The sequence below is a fragment of the Pacificoceanicola algae genome, from assembly GCF_049341065.1.
Lineage (GTDB): Bacteria > Pseudomonadota > Alphaproteobacteria > Rhodobacterales > Rhodobacteraceae > Pacificoceanicola.
In genome coordinates, this window is record NZ_JBMPIX010000009.1 from 131,362 (window position 1) to 147,048 (window position 15,687).

A 15,687-nucleotide genomic window follows, 5' to 3' on the forward strand; every position below is an offset into this window, starting at 1 on the left:
CGACACTGTGCCCGCGGCAAAGGGAAGGACCGCGATGAAGTTCATCATCCATGCCGGGTTTCACAAGACCGGAACCACCAGCGCACAGATGGCGCTGCGCCAGAACGCCTTTGTGGACCAAGCGGTGCGATTGGTGTTGCGCGACGACATCCTGCCGTTGACCAAATCCGCTCAGCGGTACTCGCGCACCGGGCGCGAGGCGCATTTGCATGAGTTCGACAAACAGGCCCGCGCCGTCATGGCCGAATTTGTCGGCGAACCCCGCCCTGTCCTGATCACCGCCGAGGATTTGGCCGGTTGGATGCCGGGCCGGGCCGGGGTGCGCAGCTATGACGCCTGCCCGCCGCTGATGCAGACCTTTTATCGTGCGGCGCGCGCGCAGCTTGGCGACAAGCTGGACCTGACATTCTATTTTTCGACCCGCGACACCGAGGGCTGGATCAAAAGCACCTATTGGCAGCACCTGCGCAGCACGCGGATCGAAACCTCGTTTGACGAATACCGCGAAAGCATGGGTGAAGCCGCCGATCTGGAAGGTGTGGTTCGGCAGGTACGCAGCGCCCTTCCCCACACCCGCGTCATCAGCCAGCCGCTTGAGGCGCTGCGCAATGCCCCGCACGGGCCAGCAACCGCGTTTTATGATCTGCTTGAGCTGCCCGAAGCGCAGCGCGGCGCGCGCCCCGACATCGAAAATGCGCGGATCGACCTTGGCCTGGAACCAGTCTTTCTGGCGCTCAATCGCAGCGGCCTGCCCGACGATTGCGTCCATCAAACCAAGCAGAGGCTTCTGCGCGTTGCCCGAAGGGCCTCGGATTAACGGTCAAACACGCGCTTGCACTGGACGAACGCCCCCGCGCGGCCTATCACGCCCCGCAAAGATGCCCGACACCCTGACCTCGGGCGAAGACCTGCAAAGGATACCCCATGTCGCGTTACGACCCCGCATCGATCGAGCCGAAGTGGCAAGAGGCCTGGGACAAGGCCGAAACCTTCAAGGCGACCCGGACAGGCGACAAGCCCAAGTATTATGTGCTTGAGATGTTCCCCTACCCTTCGGGCCGCATCCACATCGGCCATGTGCGCAACTACACCATGGGCGACGTGATCGCGCGCCACAAACTGGCGACAGGCCATAACGTCTTGCACCCGATGGGCTTTGACGCCTTTGGCATGCCCGCCGAAAACGCCGCGATGGCGATTGGCGGCCATCCCAAGACATGGACCTACGAAAACATCGACACCATGGTCGGGCAGATGAAGCCGCTGGGCTTTGGCCTTGACTGGTCGCGCATGTTCGCCACCTGCGATCCGGAATACTATGGCCAGCAGCAGGCGCTGTTCATCGACTTTCTCGAAAAAGGCTTGGTGTATCGCAAGAACGCCGTGGTCAACTGGGATCCGGTCGACATGACCGTGCTGGCCAACGAACAGGTAATCGACGGCAAGGGCTGGCGCTCGGGTGCCGAGGTCGAACGGCGCGAGTTGACCCAGTGGTTCTTCAAGATCTCGGATTTCTCCGAGGAACTGCTCGACGCGCTCGACACGCTTGATAACTGGCCTGCCAAGGTCAAACTGATGCAGGCCAACTGGATCGGCAAATCGCGCGGCCTTCAATTTGCCTTCAGCACCATCGACGGCCCCGAGGGCTTTGACCGGATCGAGGTTTACACCACCCGGCCTGATACGCTGATGGGCGCGTCTTTTGTCGGCATTTCGCCCGACCACCCGCTGGCCAAACAGCTGGAAAAGGACGACCCGAAAATTGCCGAGATCCTCGCCGAGATGCGCAAGGGCGGCACCACCGAAGAGGCGCTCGAAAAGGCTGAGAAGCTTGGGTTCGACACAGGGCTGACGGTCCGCCATCCCTTTGACACCTCATGGGAATTGCCGGTTTATATCGCCAACTTCATCCTGATGGACTACGGCACGGGCGCGATCTTTGGCTGCCCGGGGCACGATCAGCGCGACCATGATTTTTGCATCAAATACGACCTGCCGATCATCGACACCTTTCTGCCTTTGGATGGCGATTACGACATCCAAAAGGAACCTTTCGTTCCCGCCAAGACGGAAAAGGTCCGTTTTACCCGCCTTGTCGCGGGCAACGAGATCCAAACCGGCAACGAAGCCATCGACGCCACGATCGACTTTTGCGAAGCGAACGGCGTCGGCCAGGGCGTAACCAAGTTTCGCCTGCGCGATTGGGGCCTGTCGCGCCAGCGCTATTGGGGCTGCCCGATCCCCGTGGTGCATTGCGACACCTGCGGCGTGGTGCCTGAAAAGAAAGAGAACCTGCCGGTCGAACTGCCCGATGACGTGACCTTTGACGTGCCGGGCAACCCGCTGGATCGCCATCCCACGTGGCGCGATTGTGCCTGCCCCTCCTGCGGCGCACCGGCCAAGCGCGAAACCGACACGATGGACACCTTTGTCGATTCGTCGTGGTATTTCGCACGCTTCACCGCGCCGCGCGCGGACACGCCGACCGTCATGGCCGAGGCGGACTACTGGATGAACGTCGATCAGTATATCGGCGGCATCGAACACGCGATCCTGCACCTGCTTTATTCACGTTTCTTTGCTCGCGCTATGAACATCTGTGGCCACCTGCCCGAGAAATCGCGCGAACCCTTTGACGCGCTGTTTACCCAAGGCATGGTGACCCACGCGATTTACCAGTCATACCGCTATGACGAGAACGAGACTGGTGATCCCAATATTCGAAGTACGACACAAAGACCGATTTACCATTACCCTGAAGAGGTGATCGAGTTTACTAATTCGAGCGGTGAAAAGCGAGCTATCCTGAAGTCGGTGGTCGAGGAGTTGGCGGAAGAAGTTGGTGATCCCACCGACTACGAACGGATTGATCAGATCGCCAAGGGTCGCGGGGAAAACGTCAGTATCATCCCCTCGGCCAAGATGTCCAAGTCCAAGAACAACGTTGTGGACCCGGTCGAGATCATCAAGACCTATGGCGCCGACACCGCGCGCTGGTTCGTGCTGTCCGACAGCCCGCCGGAACGCGACGTGGAATGGACCGCCTCCGGCGCCGAAGCCGCGCACCGGCATCTGAGCCGCGTCCACCGCATCGCCACCGAAATCGCGACACTTGACGTCGAAACCACCGGCGAGGACGACGCCCTGCTGCGCGAAATGCAGAAGGCCATCCACGACGTGACGCTTGGCGTCGAAAGTTTTGGCTTCAATGCGTCGATCGCCAAACTCTACGCCTTTACCAATGCGCTGCAGAAATCCCGCGCCGGCAAGACCGCCAAAACGCTGGCCGCCAAGACACTGGCACAGCTGATGGCGCCAATGACACCGCATCTGTCCGAAGAGGTCTGGCAGATTCTTGGCGGAACCGGGCTGATCGCCAACGCGCCCTGGCCCGAGGCAGATGAATCGATGCTGGTCGAAGACACCGTGACGCTGCCAATCCAGATCAACGGCAAGCGCCGCGGCGAAATGCAGGTGCCGCGGGAAATGCCCAAGGAAGAGGTTGAAAAAGCCGCTCTTGCACACGAAGCTGTGGTCAAGGCCCTTGATGGGGGCCAACCGAAAAAGCTGATCGTGGTGCCGGGGCGGATCGTCAATGTGGTTGTCTAAAAGAGCAATGATCCTTGGTGCGCTGGCCTTGGGCGGCTGCGGCTTCACTCCGGTCTACGGACCCGAGGGGGCAGGCAACCGCCTGATGGGACGCATTGCGCTGGATGCGCCGAAAACGCCGAACGACTACATCTTCAACCGTCGGTTCGAGGAACGTTTGGGCCGCGTCAGCAGCGCGCCCTACATTCTGAGCGTCATCAAGAAGACCGATCAGCAGGATCTTGGCAGCACCTCGTCCGGCAATACCACGCGGTACCGCCTGCTGGGACGGGCAAATTACACGCTGAAAGACGCCGCCACCGGCGCGGTCCTGCTGCAAGGCCGGACGGAAAGTTTTACCGGCTATTCTACCACAGGCTCGACCGTGGCGACGCTGGCGGCCGAACGGGATGCAGGCGAGCGGCTGATGATCATCCTCGCCGATCAGGTCATCGACAAACTGATCCTGCAAGCCTCTGATCTGCCCGGATGAAACTGAACCCGCGCGACGCGAACGCCTTTTTCCAGCGCCCCGACCCAAAAGTGGCCGGGCTGCTGATCTTTGGCGAAGACACGATGCGCGTTGCGATGAAACGACAAGAGGTGGTGGCCAATATCACCGGCCCCGCAGGCGAAGAAGAAATGCGCCTGACCCGCATCCCCGGCGCCGACTTGCGCAAAGAACCGGCAATGCTGCTGGATGCGGTCAAAGCGCAGGGTTTCTTTCCCGGCCCCCGCGCGGTGCTTGTCGAGGAAGCCACGGACGGTTTGTCCAAGACCCTTGGCGCGGCCTTGCAGGACTGGCGCGAAGGCGATGCACAGATCGTCGTGACCGCCGGGCAGCTGGCGACCAAGTCACCGCTGCGCAAGCTGTTCGAAAGCGCCCCCCATGCCTTTTGCGCGGCACTCTACAATGACCCCATGGGCCGGGCCGAGATCGAGGCGGAACTGGCCCGCGCAGGGCTGCACGAGGTCGGGCGTGACGCCATGGCAGCGCTTGAGGTGCTGGCGCGCAGCCTGACCCCCGGCGATTTCCGCCAGACGCTGGAAAAGGTCGCCCTTTACAAACTGGACGACCCGGAACCGCTAACCCCGGATGAGGTTGCGCTAAATGCCCCGGCTTCGGTAGAGGCGGAAATCGACGAAGTGTTTCATGTGCTGGCCGAAGGCCGCACGCGCGATATCGCCCCGGTGATGCAGCGGCTGTCGGCGCAGGGCGTCGCCCCGGTCACGCTGCTGATCATGGGCGCGCGGCATTTCCGGACGCTTTATACGCTGGCCTCGGCCCCCGGCGGGCCATCACAGGGCATCGGGCGGCTGCGCCCACCGCTGTTTGGCCCGCGCCGGGACCGCATAATGAGGCAGGCGCAAAACTGGACAGTGTCCCGGCTGGAATCGGCACTGGATATTTTGATGGAAACCGACCTGACCCTTCGGTCAGCCGGACAAAAGGCTCCGGCACTGGCCTTGGTCGAACGCGCCTTCGTGCGTCTGGCTTATCTGGCACGCCGTTAAACGGAAGGAAAGACAGTGAGTTACACACTTTATGGGTCGGTGCGAAGCCGAGCGTTCCGGGTGCTTTGGATGCTGGAAGAACTGGGTGTGCCATTCACCCATGTACCCGCCGGACCACAATCGGAGGAGGTCCGGCAGGTCAGCCCGCTGGGCAAAGTGCCGGTGCTGGTCGAAGGCGACATGGTCATCCCAGACAGCTCGGCGATCCTCACCTATCTCGCTGACAAACATGGCGCCTTTACCGCCCCAGCAGGCACGCAGGAACGCGCCCGGCAGGACGCATGGACTTTCCGCATTCTCGATGAGATCGAGGGCCAGCTTTGGACAGCAGCCAAACACACCTTCGTGCTACCCGAGGCCGAGCGCGTGCCGGAGGTCAAGAGCGCCTGCCGCGCCGAGTATGCCCGCAACCTTGAAAAGATCATGGCCGAGGCCGCAGACCCCTACCTGATGGGCGACGATATCTCGGTGCCGGATTTCATCCTGTGCCATTGTGGTGGCTGGGCGCAAAACGCGAGCTTCCCCGAAGCTCCCGAGGCGTTTCGGGCCTACGTGAAACGGCTGCGCAGCCGGGAGCCATTCCAAAGGGCCGCTGCGCGGTAGGGGCTCTGCCCCCGCGCTGCGCGCTCCCCCGGGATATTTAGAGACCAGTGAAGGACGTGACGGTTCAGGATTTGTCCGTCACGTTTTCCTTGAAGGCTTTTTCAAAGGCTTTTTGCTTTTCAGCGTCGGCGGCCGTCTGATTCTGGTTTTTCCAGTCATCATAGGGCATGCCGTAGTAGATTTCGCGCGCCTGTTCCTTGTCCATCTCGATGCCACGCTCATTTGCGGCCTCTTGATACCAGCGGCTCAGGCAGTTGCGGCAAAAACCGGCAAGGTTCATCAGATCGATGTTCTGTACGTCCTTGCGGTCTTCCATCAGGTGCTGACGCAAGCGGCGAAAGGCGGCGGCTTCGATTTCGAGGCGGGTCTGGTCGTCCATGGCTGTTCTCCTGTTATTCTGGCACCTGCGCGAGAGCCTGCACGAGCATGGGGGCGAGTCGTTCCCCCCAATGCTCCTGCGCGGCCTCTGTTTCGATCAGGTCGTTACGCAGTTCGATCAATGTGTTGTTGCGCCCTTGGTGCAGGGCGTGACGGTCGATGACGTCGCCGGGCAGATGGCCCGGGTAGGGTTCGTTGCGACCAACGGTCAGATCCGGCTCGGCTTCGAGCAAGGCGATAAGGGGATCGGACAGGCGGCTGTCGTAGGCGTGCAAGATGCCGATATGCCAGGGCCGGGTCGGGCGACCGCGCAACTGCCGGGTAAAGGAATGCACCGCGACGATGGCCGTATCGTCGCGCCTGACGGCTAGCCGTGCCAAAGCATCGTGGTAGGGCCGATAGTAAGCGTTCAGGCGCCGTTCCTTTTCAGCCGCATCGGCGCGACGGTTGCCCGGTATGATCGAGCCGTCGTAGAGCTTCATCAAGAGCGTCGGATCGTCTTCGCCCCGGTTGGGATCAATCACCAGCCGTGAGAAATTGGACAGCAGAACCGGGGCCCCCAAGGCCCGACCCAGCGCCAAAGCGACCCCAGCGGCGCCCGGATCAAACGCGATATGCCGCGCCATGTCGGAATCATGCAGGCCAAGCGTCCCCCCCAGATCCGGAGGAACGGTGTTCGACGCGTGATCACAGGTTATGAGCCAAGGGCTATCGCGGTCTTCGCCATCAATATGGTAAGGAGTATATGTCATGATCTCGTTATCGTTTGCATGCAACAGATAATCCAGTTGTACGGTAAAGGGAATTGCGGGCAATGGACGCGCGTGATAGCGCTAACGCGAACGCAGGTACCCACTCAGGATACCGAGCCGAGAGGACCCGATATGAAAAGAGATCGCAACGTCAAGATCGTGGCGACGCTGGGACCAGCCAGCTCGACCTATGAAATGATCCGTGCGCTGCACGAGGCTGGCGCGGATGTCTTCCGCCTGAACATGAGCCACGGCAAACACGAAGAGATCGCGGAAAAGCACCGCATCATTCGCCAGGTGGAAAAGGATCTGGACAGCCCGATCGCGATTCTGGCCGACCTTCAGGGGCCGAAACTGCGCGTCGGAGAGTTCGCCAATGGTGAAGAGGATCTGGAGTGGGGCGAAAGCTTCCGCCTTGATCTGGACAGCACGCCCGGCACTCACAAGCGTGTGAACCTCCCCCACCCCGAGATTTTTGCAGCGCTCAAGCCCGGATCGCATCTGCTGGTCAATGACGGCAAGATTCGCCTGCGGGTCGAAGAATGCGGCGCGGATTTCGCCAATTGCACCGTAGTGACCGGCGGCACCATCTCGAACCGCAAGGGCGTGAACGTGCCGGACGTGGTGCTGCCCCTCGCAGCACTTTCCGAGAAAGACCGCAAGGATCTGGAGTTTGTCTGTGCCTTGGGCGTTGACTGGCTGGCTCTTTCCTTTGTGCAGCGCGCGGCTGACGTCGAAGAAGCGCGCGTATTGGCCGATGGACGCGCCGCGATCCTGTCGAAGATCGAAAAGCCCGCCGCCGTGGAGGCCTTTGACGAAATCATGGCCGTATCCGACGGCATCATGGTGGCGCGCGGCGATCTGGGCGTCGAACTTCCGGTGCAGAACGTGCCTCCGATCCAGAAACGTCTGGTGCGCAAGTGTCGCGCCGCCGCCAAGCCGGTGATCGTTGCGACTCAGATGCTGGAATCGATGATCGAATCGCCGATGCCCACGCGGGCCGAGGTGTCGGACGTGGCAACCGCCATCTACGAAGGCACCGACGCGATCATGCTTTCGGCAGAATCGGCAGCCGGCGATTATCCGGTCGAAGCCGTGACCACCATGAACAACGTCGCAATCGAAGTCGAAAGCGACGAGACCTATACCGAGATCATCGAAGCCTCGCGTCACGCAAAGCGCCATACCGTCGCCGATGGTATTGTCGCCGCTGCCCGCGAGATCGCTGAGACCACGGATATCAAGGCGATCTGCTGCTTTACCTCCTCTGGGACAACCGCTGCGTTGGTTGCGCGGGAACGTCCGCGTGTGCCGATCATCGCCATGACCTCGCTTCGCGGTACAGCGCGCCGGTTGTCGCTGCACTGGGGCACGAATTGCGTTATGACAGGTGAACTTGAGCGCTTTAAGCAGGCTGTGGTCAACGCCGCCCGTGCGGCGCGCAAGGATGGCTATGCGGATGAAAACGATCAGATCGTGGTGACCGCAGGTGTGCCTTTCAACGTCCCCGGCAGCACCAACATTTTGCGCGTCGCGCCCTGCGACGAACGTTTGATCTACAGCACGGATCCGGAGTAACCTTCTGTTAACTATTTGACAGGAGTTCCGCATGGATCCCGATACAACTTTGGTCGTCGGCATGGTTTTGGCCGTGCTATCCATTCCGGCTATTGTTTCAGCACTGTCCGATGGCCGCGCTCCACGCGCGGCCTCCATCACTGCCATCGTGGCGGGCGGATTGATGGTTTATGCCATCAACCAGAAAGAGGGCGGATATCGCATTAAGGACGTTCCTAACGTGGTCTACCACGTGATTGGCGATTTCGTCGGCTAAAGCGTTTTACCCGGCAAAGCCCTATTGCCAAAGCTTCCCTGCCCCCCTATACGGCGCGTTCCAACCGTGCGTCCGGCCCAAGTGGCATGCCGAGTCGCGCGATGTAGAAGGAGACCGAAATGCCCAAGATGAAGACGAAGTCGAGCGCCAAAAAGCGCTTCAAGGTCACAGCCACCGGCAAGGTGGTTGGTGGTCAGGCCGGCAAACGCCACGGCATGATCAAGCGCCACAAGAAATTCATCCGCGACGCGCGCGGCACGACAGTTCTGTCGGAGCCTGACGCAAAGATCATCAAGGGCTTTATGCCCTACGACCGCTAATCAGGAGGTTTAGATATGTCCCGAGTTAAAGGCGGAACCGTCACACACGCGCGTCACAAGAAGGTCATCAAGGCAGCCAAAGGCTACTATGGCCGTCGCAAGAACACCTTCAAGGTTGCCGCACAGGCCGTCGACAAGGCCAACCAGTACGCAACGCGCGACCGTAAGAACCGCAAGCGCAACTTCCGCGCACTGTGGATCCAGCGGATCAACGCGGCTGTCCGCGCCCATGATGAGGCCCTGACGTACTCCAAGTTCATCAACGGCCTGACCAAAGCAGGCATCGAGGTGGACCGCAAAGTGTTGGCCGATCTGGCCGTACACGAGCCCGAAGCCTTCGGCGCGATCGTCGATCAGGCCAAAGGCGCACTGGCAGCCTGAGCTGACAGAACCGATGCAATAAGACAAAAGGCCCGGGCACAGCGCCCGGGCCTTTTTCGTTGATCCAGCCATATTTTGGCACTGTGTGGCAGCGTAATGAATGACAGTCTGGCAAAGCGTCTTTCGGCGGTTTTGCCGCTGCAGGGGCCAGCATTTGCCGCTCGCGGCTGCTTTTCTATCCTGAGGATGGTTGGGTACGAAACCAATCCGGGATAGCCTGTTGGGCAGCGCGGTCTGGTGCAGTCTCTACTGCTATTCGAACCCTGACCAATGATAGCCACGGCGATTGCCTGCATCACTCTTCTCGGCTCAGCCAAAGGCGAAAGCCAGAGACTACGCGATGAAGTCACCAGATGCTGCGTCTCAGCGCAGCTTTTTCAATTCAGGCTCGATATAGAAAAGACTGTTCGGCAGGTTGGCCTTGGTCAGCCCGCCCAGAACCACCGTCGTCTGGTTGCCGTCGCCGTCGGTGATGATCCATTGGCGCAACTCGACCGGATTGGCGGTGAACTTCAACTGGATGGTGCCGTATTCCGGACGTTTGGGATCCTGCGCGGTCACTACCGTCGCCGTCCCGTCATAGCTGTGGCTTTTGACCATGCCCGCCTTTGCGAGATTCACGTTGCGATCAAGGATGATCGACAGCGGCGTCTGGTTTAACGGATAGGTCTCGGGCTGCGCGTTCAGCTTGCGATCAAGGATATAGACCGCCCCCGCCGAGGCCAGCACCAGCGCGCGTTCCGGCGGGTTATAGTCGAACCGCACCTTGCCCGGCCGTTTGATCGCGATTGTCCCGGTGGAAATCGTGCCATCGCCGTTGATTTGGGTAAAGCTGCCCTGCGCGGTTTTGAGCGAATTCAGATACTGCGAGATCGCGCCCAGCGACAACTGCTGCGCGCTTGCCGGGAGCGCGGCGAGGGTGCCAAAGGCCAGAAGGCCGGCGGTGAAAGCTCTGCGGATCATACTCGTTCCTTCTTCATCGGGGTGCCCGTTATGTGGCACCTCCCCGTGCGTTATGCGATAGCGCGTGGGTCGCTTTTTGATATCGTGGGCAAATCTCCACCGATCAAGAGGAAGAGTTTACCGCTTCAACCGTTTGTGTCCATGTCCCGTTGCCTGACCCCGAACCAAGCCACCCTTGCGGCAAAGCTTCTGTCAGAAGCGCTGCGTCATCTCGCATCTCTCGCCGATGCTGGAACGATGGGCCAGTGGGAGACCCTCCAGGGCTACCCAAAGGACCTCTACACGCTATTGGTCACGTTGGGTGTTATTCCCGTCGAGAAATATGATTATGGGTACACGATCTATATCAACACCGCCGATCGCCCGACCCTGAGCCGAACCCCAGACGAGATCGACACAAGCACCCTGACATGGTCCGAGTTCGCGATCCTGCTCAAGCATTTGCCCGATTTACTACCGGGATACATGGAGAGCGCCCTTCGGCAATGGGACATCGCAATGAAGCCCGCGAAGGGCAAGGAGCAGCTCTTTGTGTCGTTGGCGGAATGCGGTCTGTTAGAGCGCCGCTGGACAAGGTGGTACTGGACAGAGGCCATGCGCCCGTATTTGCGCCCAACGCCGCCTCCCAGACAGCCAGGAAAACCCCTGAAGTCAGAACTCTATGACAGTTTGCCATTGCTGCTGCGCTGGCGGTTTCACCTTATTGCCCTGTATCACGGCAATAATCTGGAGGGGCACAAGGCGCTCGCCTTGGCGACGCATCGCCACTATCGAAATGGCCGCTGGCACCTTGAGGCCAAGTATTATCACATCGCAGAAGAAGTCGGCTCGACGGAATGGTTCGCCTTCAGCAGGAAATTCTTTCCCCGCCGACGCTAACGAAAAGGGCGCCCGAAAGCGCCCGTTTTTTTTGTCAGGCCTGTTCCGGCACCAAAATCTCGCGCTTGCCGACATGGTTGGCGGAACTGACGACCATTTCGTCCTCCATCTGCTCGACCAGACGCGCGGCCTTATTATAGCCGATGCCCAGTTTGCGCTGGATGTAGGATGTGGAGCACTTGCGGTCCTTGATGACAATCGCCACCGCCTGATCGTAGAGCGCGTCTTCGCCGTTGGTGTTGCCGCCGGTGTTCAGGCCCAGCACCGCGTCGATGTTTTCGGCTTTTTCATCATCCGGCCCCTGCACCACGCCGCCAACATATTCCGGCGGGCCATAGGCCTTGAGGTGGTTGACGATCTCTTCGACTTCCTCGTCGCTGACAAACGGCCCGTGGCAACGGGTGATCCGCGACCCGCCCGCCATATACAGCATGTCGCCCATGCCCAGCAGTTGCTCGGCGCCCATCTCGCCCAGAATGGTGCGCGAGTCGATCTTCGAGGTGACCTGGAAGGAGATCCGCGTTGGGAAGTTCGCCTTGATCGTGCCGGTGATCACGTCCACCGAGGGGCGCTGCGTTGCCATGATCAGGTGAATACCCGAAGCCCGCGCCATCTGCGCAAGTCGCTGGATGCAGGCTTCGATTTCTTTGCCCGCAACCATCATCAGGTCGGCCATTTCGTCAACGATGACGACGATAAAGGGCATCTTCCTGGGCTCGAACTCTTCGGTTTCGAACACCGGTTCGCCCGTTTCATCGTCAAAACCGGTCTGGACGGTGCGGCTGAACATCTCGCCCTTCTTCAGGGCATCGGCCACGCGAGAGTTGTATCCGTCGATGTTCCGCACGCCCATTTTGGACATCTTGCGGTAACGGTCCTCCATTTCCCCGACGACCCACTTCAAAGCCACAACGGCCTTTTTCGGGTCGGTCACAACGGGGGACAGAAGGTGCGGGATGCCGTCATAAACGGACAGTTCCAGCATCTTTGGGTCAATCATCACCAGACGCAGATCCTCGGGCGTCAGCTTGTAAAGCAACGACAGGATCATCGTGTTGATCGCCACAGATTTACCCGAGCCCGTGGTCCCGGCGATCAGCAGGTGGGGCATCTTGGCAAGGTTTGCCACGACTGGTTCGCCGCCGATATCCTTGCCCAAGGCCAGCGGCAGACCATGTTTGCCATCACCATAATCGCGGCCCGCAAGGATTTCGCGGAAGGACACCATTTCGCGGTTGTCATTGGGCAGTTCGATCCCGATCACGCTGCGTCCCGGCACGGTCGAGACGCGTGCAGACAGCGCCGACATGGAGCGCGCGATGTCATCGGCCAGACCGATCACACGAGAAGCTTTCAGACCCGGCGCCGGTTCCAGTTCGTACATGGTGACCACGGGGCCGGGCCGGACCGAAACGATCTCGCCCTTGACGCCGTAGTCATCCAACACCGATTCCAGCATCCGCGCGTTCTCTTCCAGCGCCTCGTCAGACAGCACATGGCGCTCAATCTGGTCCGGCGGCATCAGCAAACCCAGCGGCGGCAATTCGTATTCGGGGCGGTGGTCCTCGAATTTCAGCTGTGGTTGCGCCTCGGCCTGTGCCCGCTTTGACGGTTGGATCGGTTTGCGCAGCGGCTGTTGAACCACCTTTTTCGGCTCGGGCATCGGCGGCAGAGCCTCTCGCGCGGCGGCCTGCGGCGCGGGGCTGTCCATGATGATCGCCTCGTCCAAATCATCGCCGTAGCCGTCATCCATATAGTCGTCATCGCCGTAATCGTCGAAATCCCGCATCTCGCCGTAGGCCGCGTCCATCGGGGCCTCGGTCGGGGCGCGAAGGGTTGGCGCCTGAGGAATCGGGGCGGCGGCGACTGTGGCCACAGCGGCCGTCAACGGCGGCTCGACCGGCAGAGAAGCACGGGAGGTACTGGTCAAGGGCGGCTCGGGCGGCAGCGTTGTGCGCTGCGGCGAAGGATTGAAGATCAGCGGCTGCGGACCATGCCCACGCCCTTTGGTCAAAGGCTTGCTCGGGTCATGCGCAGATTTCGAAGCCACAAGCGGATTGCTTACGCGGCGCGACCGGATCACATCGGCGATCTTCGCCTTGACGCGATCTTCGCCCGGCGCATCGACATCATGATCGATGACAGCGTCGACCATCTCGGGTTCGGGCATTGGATCACCGCGTTTGATCAGCGACGGCATGCGCGACAGAAAGCTGGTTTTTTCCGGCTGGGGCGCGGCGGCCTCGATATCGTCCATGAATGCAGGGACATCGTCGTCGATCACCGAGGTATCAGCGCGGCGGACGCGTTGGGTGACAGTCGGCTCGGCAATCGCCTCTTGCGCTGCGGCCCATTCCGCGGCTTCGGCTGCCTCGGCCTGCTTGCGTGCCCGGCGCTCGGCATTGGCGGCTTGTAGTTTTTGTGCGGCCCCGACGGCGCCATTCGCGCTTTTGCCCAGCAGGGTCATGAGGTTGGCATAGGCCATCACGACGCCCAGCATCAGGAAACGGCTCAGGCTTTTGATCTCGACCCGGGTGAAGCCCAGCACATAGGCACCAAAGACCACGATCACAGCGCCCAGCAAAAGTTGCACCAATTTCAGCCCAAGCCCGGGATCAACCGGCAAAAGGTTCAGAAGCGAGCCCATCATCATGTCGCCGAACAGTCCGCCAAGGCCAAAGTTGTGGCTCCAACCGGCGCTCTCGGCGAGGCCCGAGGCATAGACCGAGCAAAGAGCAACCCAGATCGGAGCGAACACCAGACGGGACAGCGCGCCAACTTCCTCGCGGTGAAGCGCAAGACGACCACCCCAGACAAGGAAACAGGCCGCAACGGCCCAGCAGCCCCAGCCAATGATCATGAACAGCGGCGCGGCAATCGAGGCCCCGATCCGCCCCATCCAGTTCTGAACAGGCGCGTCCGTGGCAGTCATGAAAGACGGGTCTTCGGGCGTGTATGAGGCGATCATCGCAGCAGCCATCAACCCGACGATCACCAGTGCAATCCCTGCCAGTTCGCGTCCCCGCTTTTCCAACGTCATCGCGGTGTTGGTGTCGAACAAGGGGTCTCGGCCCCGTGACTGATAAGATGCCATGCCTCGCCTCGTCTTTTTCTTACTTGTTATCGCCATACAGGCAGTCCCTGATAAGCGTCAGCCCTGCCTCGGCCTCGTCGTAGGGGGCAACAATCGCCACCCTGATATATCCCTTGCCCGGATTTCCCTGCGCTGTGTCCTTTGACAGATATTCACCCGGCAACACGCGGACACCGGTTTCCTGCCACAGCTTGAGCGTCGCGGCCTCGCCATCCTCGACCGGTAGCCAAAGGAACATGCCAGCCTGTGGCGGCATATACCCCGGCACATTGCCAAAGATGCGATCAGCCAGTTCGTATTTCCGGACGTACAGCGCGCGGTTCTCGACCACATGCGCCTCATCTGCCCACAGCGCGGCCGAAACTGCCTGCAAGGGCAGCGGGATCGGGGCCCCGGAATAGGCGCGCAACTGCTTCATCCGCTTGATGCTTTCCGGGCCGCCCGCGACAAAGCCGGAACGCAGTCCCGGCAGACTGGAGCGCTTTGACAGGGAATGAAAGATCACCGCGCGTTCGGGGTCGGCGCCCATACGTTGCGCCACGCTCAACAGGCCCGTCGGGGGCGTATCACGGTAAATTTCGGAATAACATTCGTCCGCCATGATCTGGAAATCATACCGCTCGGCCAGATCAAGAAGCGCATGCCAATATGCCTCGTCTGCCACGGCGCCCTGCGGGTTCGCAGGTGAGCAGACATAGCAAAGCGCGGTGCGCTTCAGTACCTCTTCGGGCAATGCTGCGAAGTTCGGCAGGTGGCCGGTTTCGGCAGTGGCCGGAACAAAGACCGGCTCGGCCCCGGTCGAGATCGCCGAGATCATGTAGACCTGATAAAACGGGTTCGGCATCAGAACCACGGGACGTTCGCCGCCCTTGGTTTCCGGGCAAAGCGCCATTCCGGCATTGTAAAGCGCCTCGCGGGTGCCGTTGACCGACATGACCTTTGTGTCGGGATCAAGGCTGACGTCAAAGCGGCGCTTCACCCAATCGGCGATGGCGGCGCGCAGTTCGGGCGTGCCTTCGTTCGGTGGGTAGCGACCAAAATCCGCAGCGTTTTCGGTGATGATATCGGTGATCCACGCCGGGAACGGGTGTTTCGGCTCGCCAATCGACATGTGCCGCACCGGCCCACCCGCTTCGTGCACGTCCAAAAGGGCGCGCAAACGCGGGAACGCATAGGCCGGTAGGTTCGAGAACCGCTCGGGGAACATAGGGTTTCGCTTTTAACTGCCTCGGGGTGCGGGATCATTGTCGTCCCGCTTTGCCGCAGGATACGGAATTAGGGGGGCTTCTGTCCAGAATCTTGACGCCATGACGCGGCCATGTGGCGGGAATGTCGCAATGAGCGGGCGGACACTAAGAAACGCCCGCCGCCGCCGTGGCA

Annotated in this window: 15 protein-coding genes; 10 read left to right on the forward strand and 5 right to left on the reverse strand. The window is 60.7% G+C overall.

Going from position 1 to position 15,687, the window contains the following annotated elements; translation table 11 throughout:
- Positions 1-34: 34 nt before the first annotated feature.
- The 5 genes from ACOYQJ_RS14825 to ACOYQJ_RS14845 all read left to right on the forward strand — a co-directional run bounded on the left by ACOYQJ_RS14825 (position 35) and on the right by ACOYQJ_RS14845 (position 5,706).
- The gene (locus tag ACOYQJ_RS14825) at positions 35-817 is read left to right on the forward strand and encodes a hypothetical protein (protein WP_422906808.1); all 783 of its coding nucleotides are present in this window, start codon (positions 35-37) and stop codon (positions 815-817) included.
- Between the two features lie 107 nt (positions 818-924).
- Complete coding sequence (gene leuS / locus ACOYQJ_RS14830) at positions 925-3,609, forward strand: leucine--tRNA ligase (RefSeq protein ID WP_422906809.1); 2,685 nt, start codon at positions 925-927, stop codon at positions 3,607-3,609.
- Between the two features lie 7 nt (positions 3,610-3,616).
- Entirely contained in the window at positions 3,617-4,081 is a 465-nt protein-coding gene (gene lptE / locus ACOYQJ_RS14835) for an LPS assembly lipoprotein LptE (RefSeq protein WP_422906810.1), read from the forward strand.
- Complete coding sequence (gene holA, locus ACOYQJ_RS14840) at positions 4,078-5,103, forward strand: DNA polymerase III subunit delta (protein ID WP_422906811.1); 1,026 nt, start codon at positions 4,078-4,080, stop codon at positions 5,101-5,103. Before lptE ends, holA begins: the two co-directional genes overlap by 4 nt.
- A 15-nt stretch (positions 5,104-5,118) precedes the next feature.
- A complete protein-coding gene (locus ACOYQJ_RS14845; RefSeq protein ID WP_422906812.1) occupies positions 5,119-5,706 on the forward strand; it encodes a glutathione S-transferase family protein in 588 nt (195 codons plus the stop codon).
- Positions 5,707-5,770: 64 nt separating this feature from the next.
- On the opposite strand, the gene ACOYQJ_RS14850 is transcribed toward ACOYQJ_RS14845, so the two are convergent.
- Together ACOYQJ_RS14850 and ACOYQJ_RS14855 are read right to left on the reverse strand one after the other, a co-directional pair.
- A complete protein-coding gene (locus ACOYQJ_RS14850; protein ID WP_422906813.1) occupies positions 5,771-6,085 on the reverse strand; it encodes a DUF1244 domain-containing protein in 315 nt (104 codons plus the stop codon).
- Positions 6,086-6,098: 13 nt separating this feature from the next.
- A complete protein-coding gene (locus tag ACOYQJ_RS14855; protein WP_422906814.1) occupies positions 6,099-6,836 on the reverse strand; it encodes an N-formylglutamate amidohydrolase in 738 nt (245 codons plus the stop codon).
- Between the two features lie 132 nt (positions 6,837-6,968).
- Here ACOYQJ_RS14855 and pyk point away from each other — a divergent pair, with 132 nt between their 5' ends.
- The 4 genes from pyk to rplT all read left to right on the forward strand — a co-directional run bounded on the left by pyk (position 6,969) and on the right by rplT (position 9,371).
- Positions 6,969-8,414: a pyruvate kinase gene (gene pyk, locus ACOYQJ_RS14860; RefSeq protein ID WP_422906815.1), complete on the forward strand. Its 1,446-nt coding sequence runs from the start codon at positions 6,969-6,971 to the stop codon at positions 8,412-8,414.
- Positions 8,415-8,445: 31 nt separating this feature from the next.
- Positions 8,446-8,670 carry a hypothetical protein gene (locus ACOYQJ_RS14865; protein ID WP_422906816.1) on the forward strand — a complete coding sequence of 75 codons (225 nt, stop codon included), beginning with the start codon at positions 8,446-8,448 and terminating at the stop codon, positions 8,668-8,670.
- Positions 8,671-8,789: 119 nt separating this feature from the next.
- Complete coding sequence (rpmI, locus tag ACOYQJ_RS14870) at positions 8,790-8,990, forward strand: 50S ribosomal protein L35 (protein WP_422906817.1); 201 nt, start codon at positions 8,790-8,792, stop codon at positions 8,988-8,990.
- A 15-nt stretch (positions 8,991-9,005) separates the two neighbouring features.
- Positions 9,006-9,371 (forward strand): 50S ribosomal protein L20, encoded by a 366-nt coding sequence (gene rplT, locus ACOYQJ_RS14875; protein ID WP_422906818.1) that lies wholly within the window; start codon positions 9,006-9,008, stop codon positions 9,369-9,371.
- Positions 9,372-9,734: 363 nt separating this feature from the next.
- Here the strand turns inward: rplT and ACOYQJ_RS14880 are convergent, their stop codons facing one another.
- Complete coding sequence (locus ACOYQJ_RS14880; RefSeq protein ID WP_422906819.1) at positions 9,735-10,334, reverse strand: LolA family protein; 600 nt, start codon at positions 10,332-10,334, stop codon at positions 9,735-9,737.
- Positions 10,335-10,364: 30 nt separating this feature from the next.
- Here ACOYQJ_RS14880 and ACOYQJ_RS14885 point away from each other — a divergent pair, with 30 nt between their 5' ends.
- The gene (locus ACOYQJ_RS14885; protein ID WP_422906820.1) at positions 10,365-11,213 is read left to right on the forward strand and encodes a hypothetical protein; all 849 of its coding nucleotides are present in this window, start codon (positions 10,365-10,367) and stop codon (positions 11,211-11,213) included.
- Between the two features lie 34 nt (positions 11,214-11,247).
- Here ACOYQJ_RS14885 and ACOYQJ_RS14890 read toward each other — a convergent pair whose 3' ends face one another.
- Both ACOYQJ_RS14890 and ACOYQJ_RS14895 read right to left on the reverse strand, forming a co-directional pair.
- Entirely contained in the window at positions 11,248-14,307 is a 3,060-nt protein-coding gene (locus ACOYQJ_RS14890) for a DNA translocase FtsK (protein ID WP_422906821.1), read from the reverse strand.
- Between the two features lie 19 nt (positions 14,308-14,326).
- Entirely contained in the window at positions 14,327-15,514 is a 1,188-nt protein-coding gene (locus ACOYQJ_RS14895) for an aminotransferase class I/II-fold pyridoxal phosphate-dependent enzyme (RefSeq protein WP_422906822.1), read from the reverse strand.
- Positions 15,515-15,687 lie beyond the last annotated feature (173 nt).

What these genes read in the sequence shown, in the direction of transcription:
- ACOYQJ_RS14825 (WP_422906808.1), top strand. Translation starts at nt 35, where the DNA reads ATGAAGTTCATCATCCATGCCGGGTTTCACAAGACCGGAACCACCAGC.
- leuS (WP_422906809.1), top strand. Translation starts at nt 925, where the DNA reads ATGTCGCGTTACGACCCCGCATCGATCGAGCCGAAGTGGCAAGAGGCC.
- lptE (WP_422906810.1), top strand. Translation starts at nt 3,617, where the DNA reads ATGATCCTTGGTGCGCTGGCCTTGGGCGGCTGCGGCTTCACTCCGGTC.
- holA (WP_422906811.1), top strand. Translation starts at nt 4,078, where the DNA reads ATGAAACTGAACCCGCGCGACGCGAACGCCTTTTTCCAGCGCCCCGAC.
- ACOYQJ_RS14850 (WP_422906813.1), bottom strand. Translation starts at nt 6,085, where the DNA reads ATGGACGACCAGACCCGCCTCGAAATCGAAGCCGCCGCCTTTCGCCGC.
- ACOYQJ_RS14855 (WP_422906814.1), bottom strand. Translation starts at nt 6,836, where the DNA reads ATGACATATACTCCTTACCATATTGATGGCGAAGACCGCGATAGCCCT.
- pyk (WP_422906815.1), top strand. Translation starts at nt 6,969, where the DNA reads ATGAAAAGAGATCGCAACGTCAAGATCGTGGCGACGCTGGGACCAGCC.
- ACOYQJ_RS14865 (WP_422906816.1), top strand. Translation starts at nt 8,446, where the DNA reads ATGGATCCCGATACAACTTTGGTCGTCGGCATGGTTTTGGCCGTGCTA.
- rpmI (WP_422906817.1), top strand. Translation starts at nt 8,790, where the DNA reads ATGCCCAAGATGAAGACGAAGTCGAGCGCCAAAAAGCGCTTCAAGGTC.
- rplT (WP_422906818.1), top strand. Translation starts at nt 9,006, where the DNA reads ATGTCCCGAGTTAAAGGCGGAACCGTCACACACGCGCGTCACAAGAAG.
- ACOYQJ_RS14880 (WP_422906819.1), bottom strand. Translation starts at nt 10,334, where the DNA reads ATGATCCGCAGAGCTTTCACCGCCGGCCTTCTGGCCTTTGGCACCCTC.
- ACOYQJ_RS14885 (WP_422906820.1), top strand. Translation starts at nt 10,365, where the DNA reads ATGTGGCACCTCCCCGTGCGTTATGCGATAGCGCGTGGGTCGCTTTTT.
- ACOYQJ_RS14890 (WP_422906821.1), bottom strand. Translation starts at nt 14,307, where the DNA reads ATGGCATCTTATCAGTCACGGGGCCGAGACCCCTTGTTCGACACCAAC.
- ACOYQJ_RS14895 (WP_422906822.1), bottom strand. Translation starts at nt 15,514, where the DNA reads ATGTTCCCCGAGCGGTTCTCGAACCTACCGGCCTATGCGTTCCCGCGT.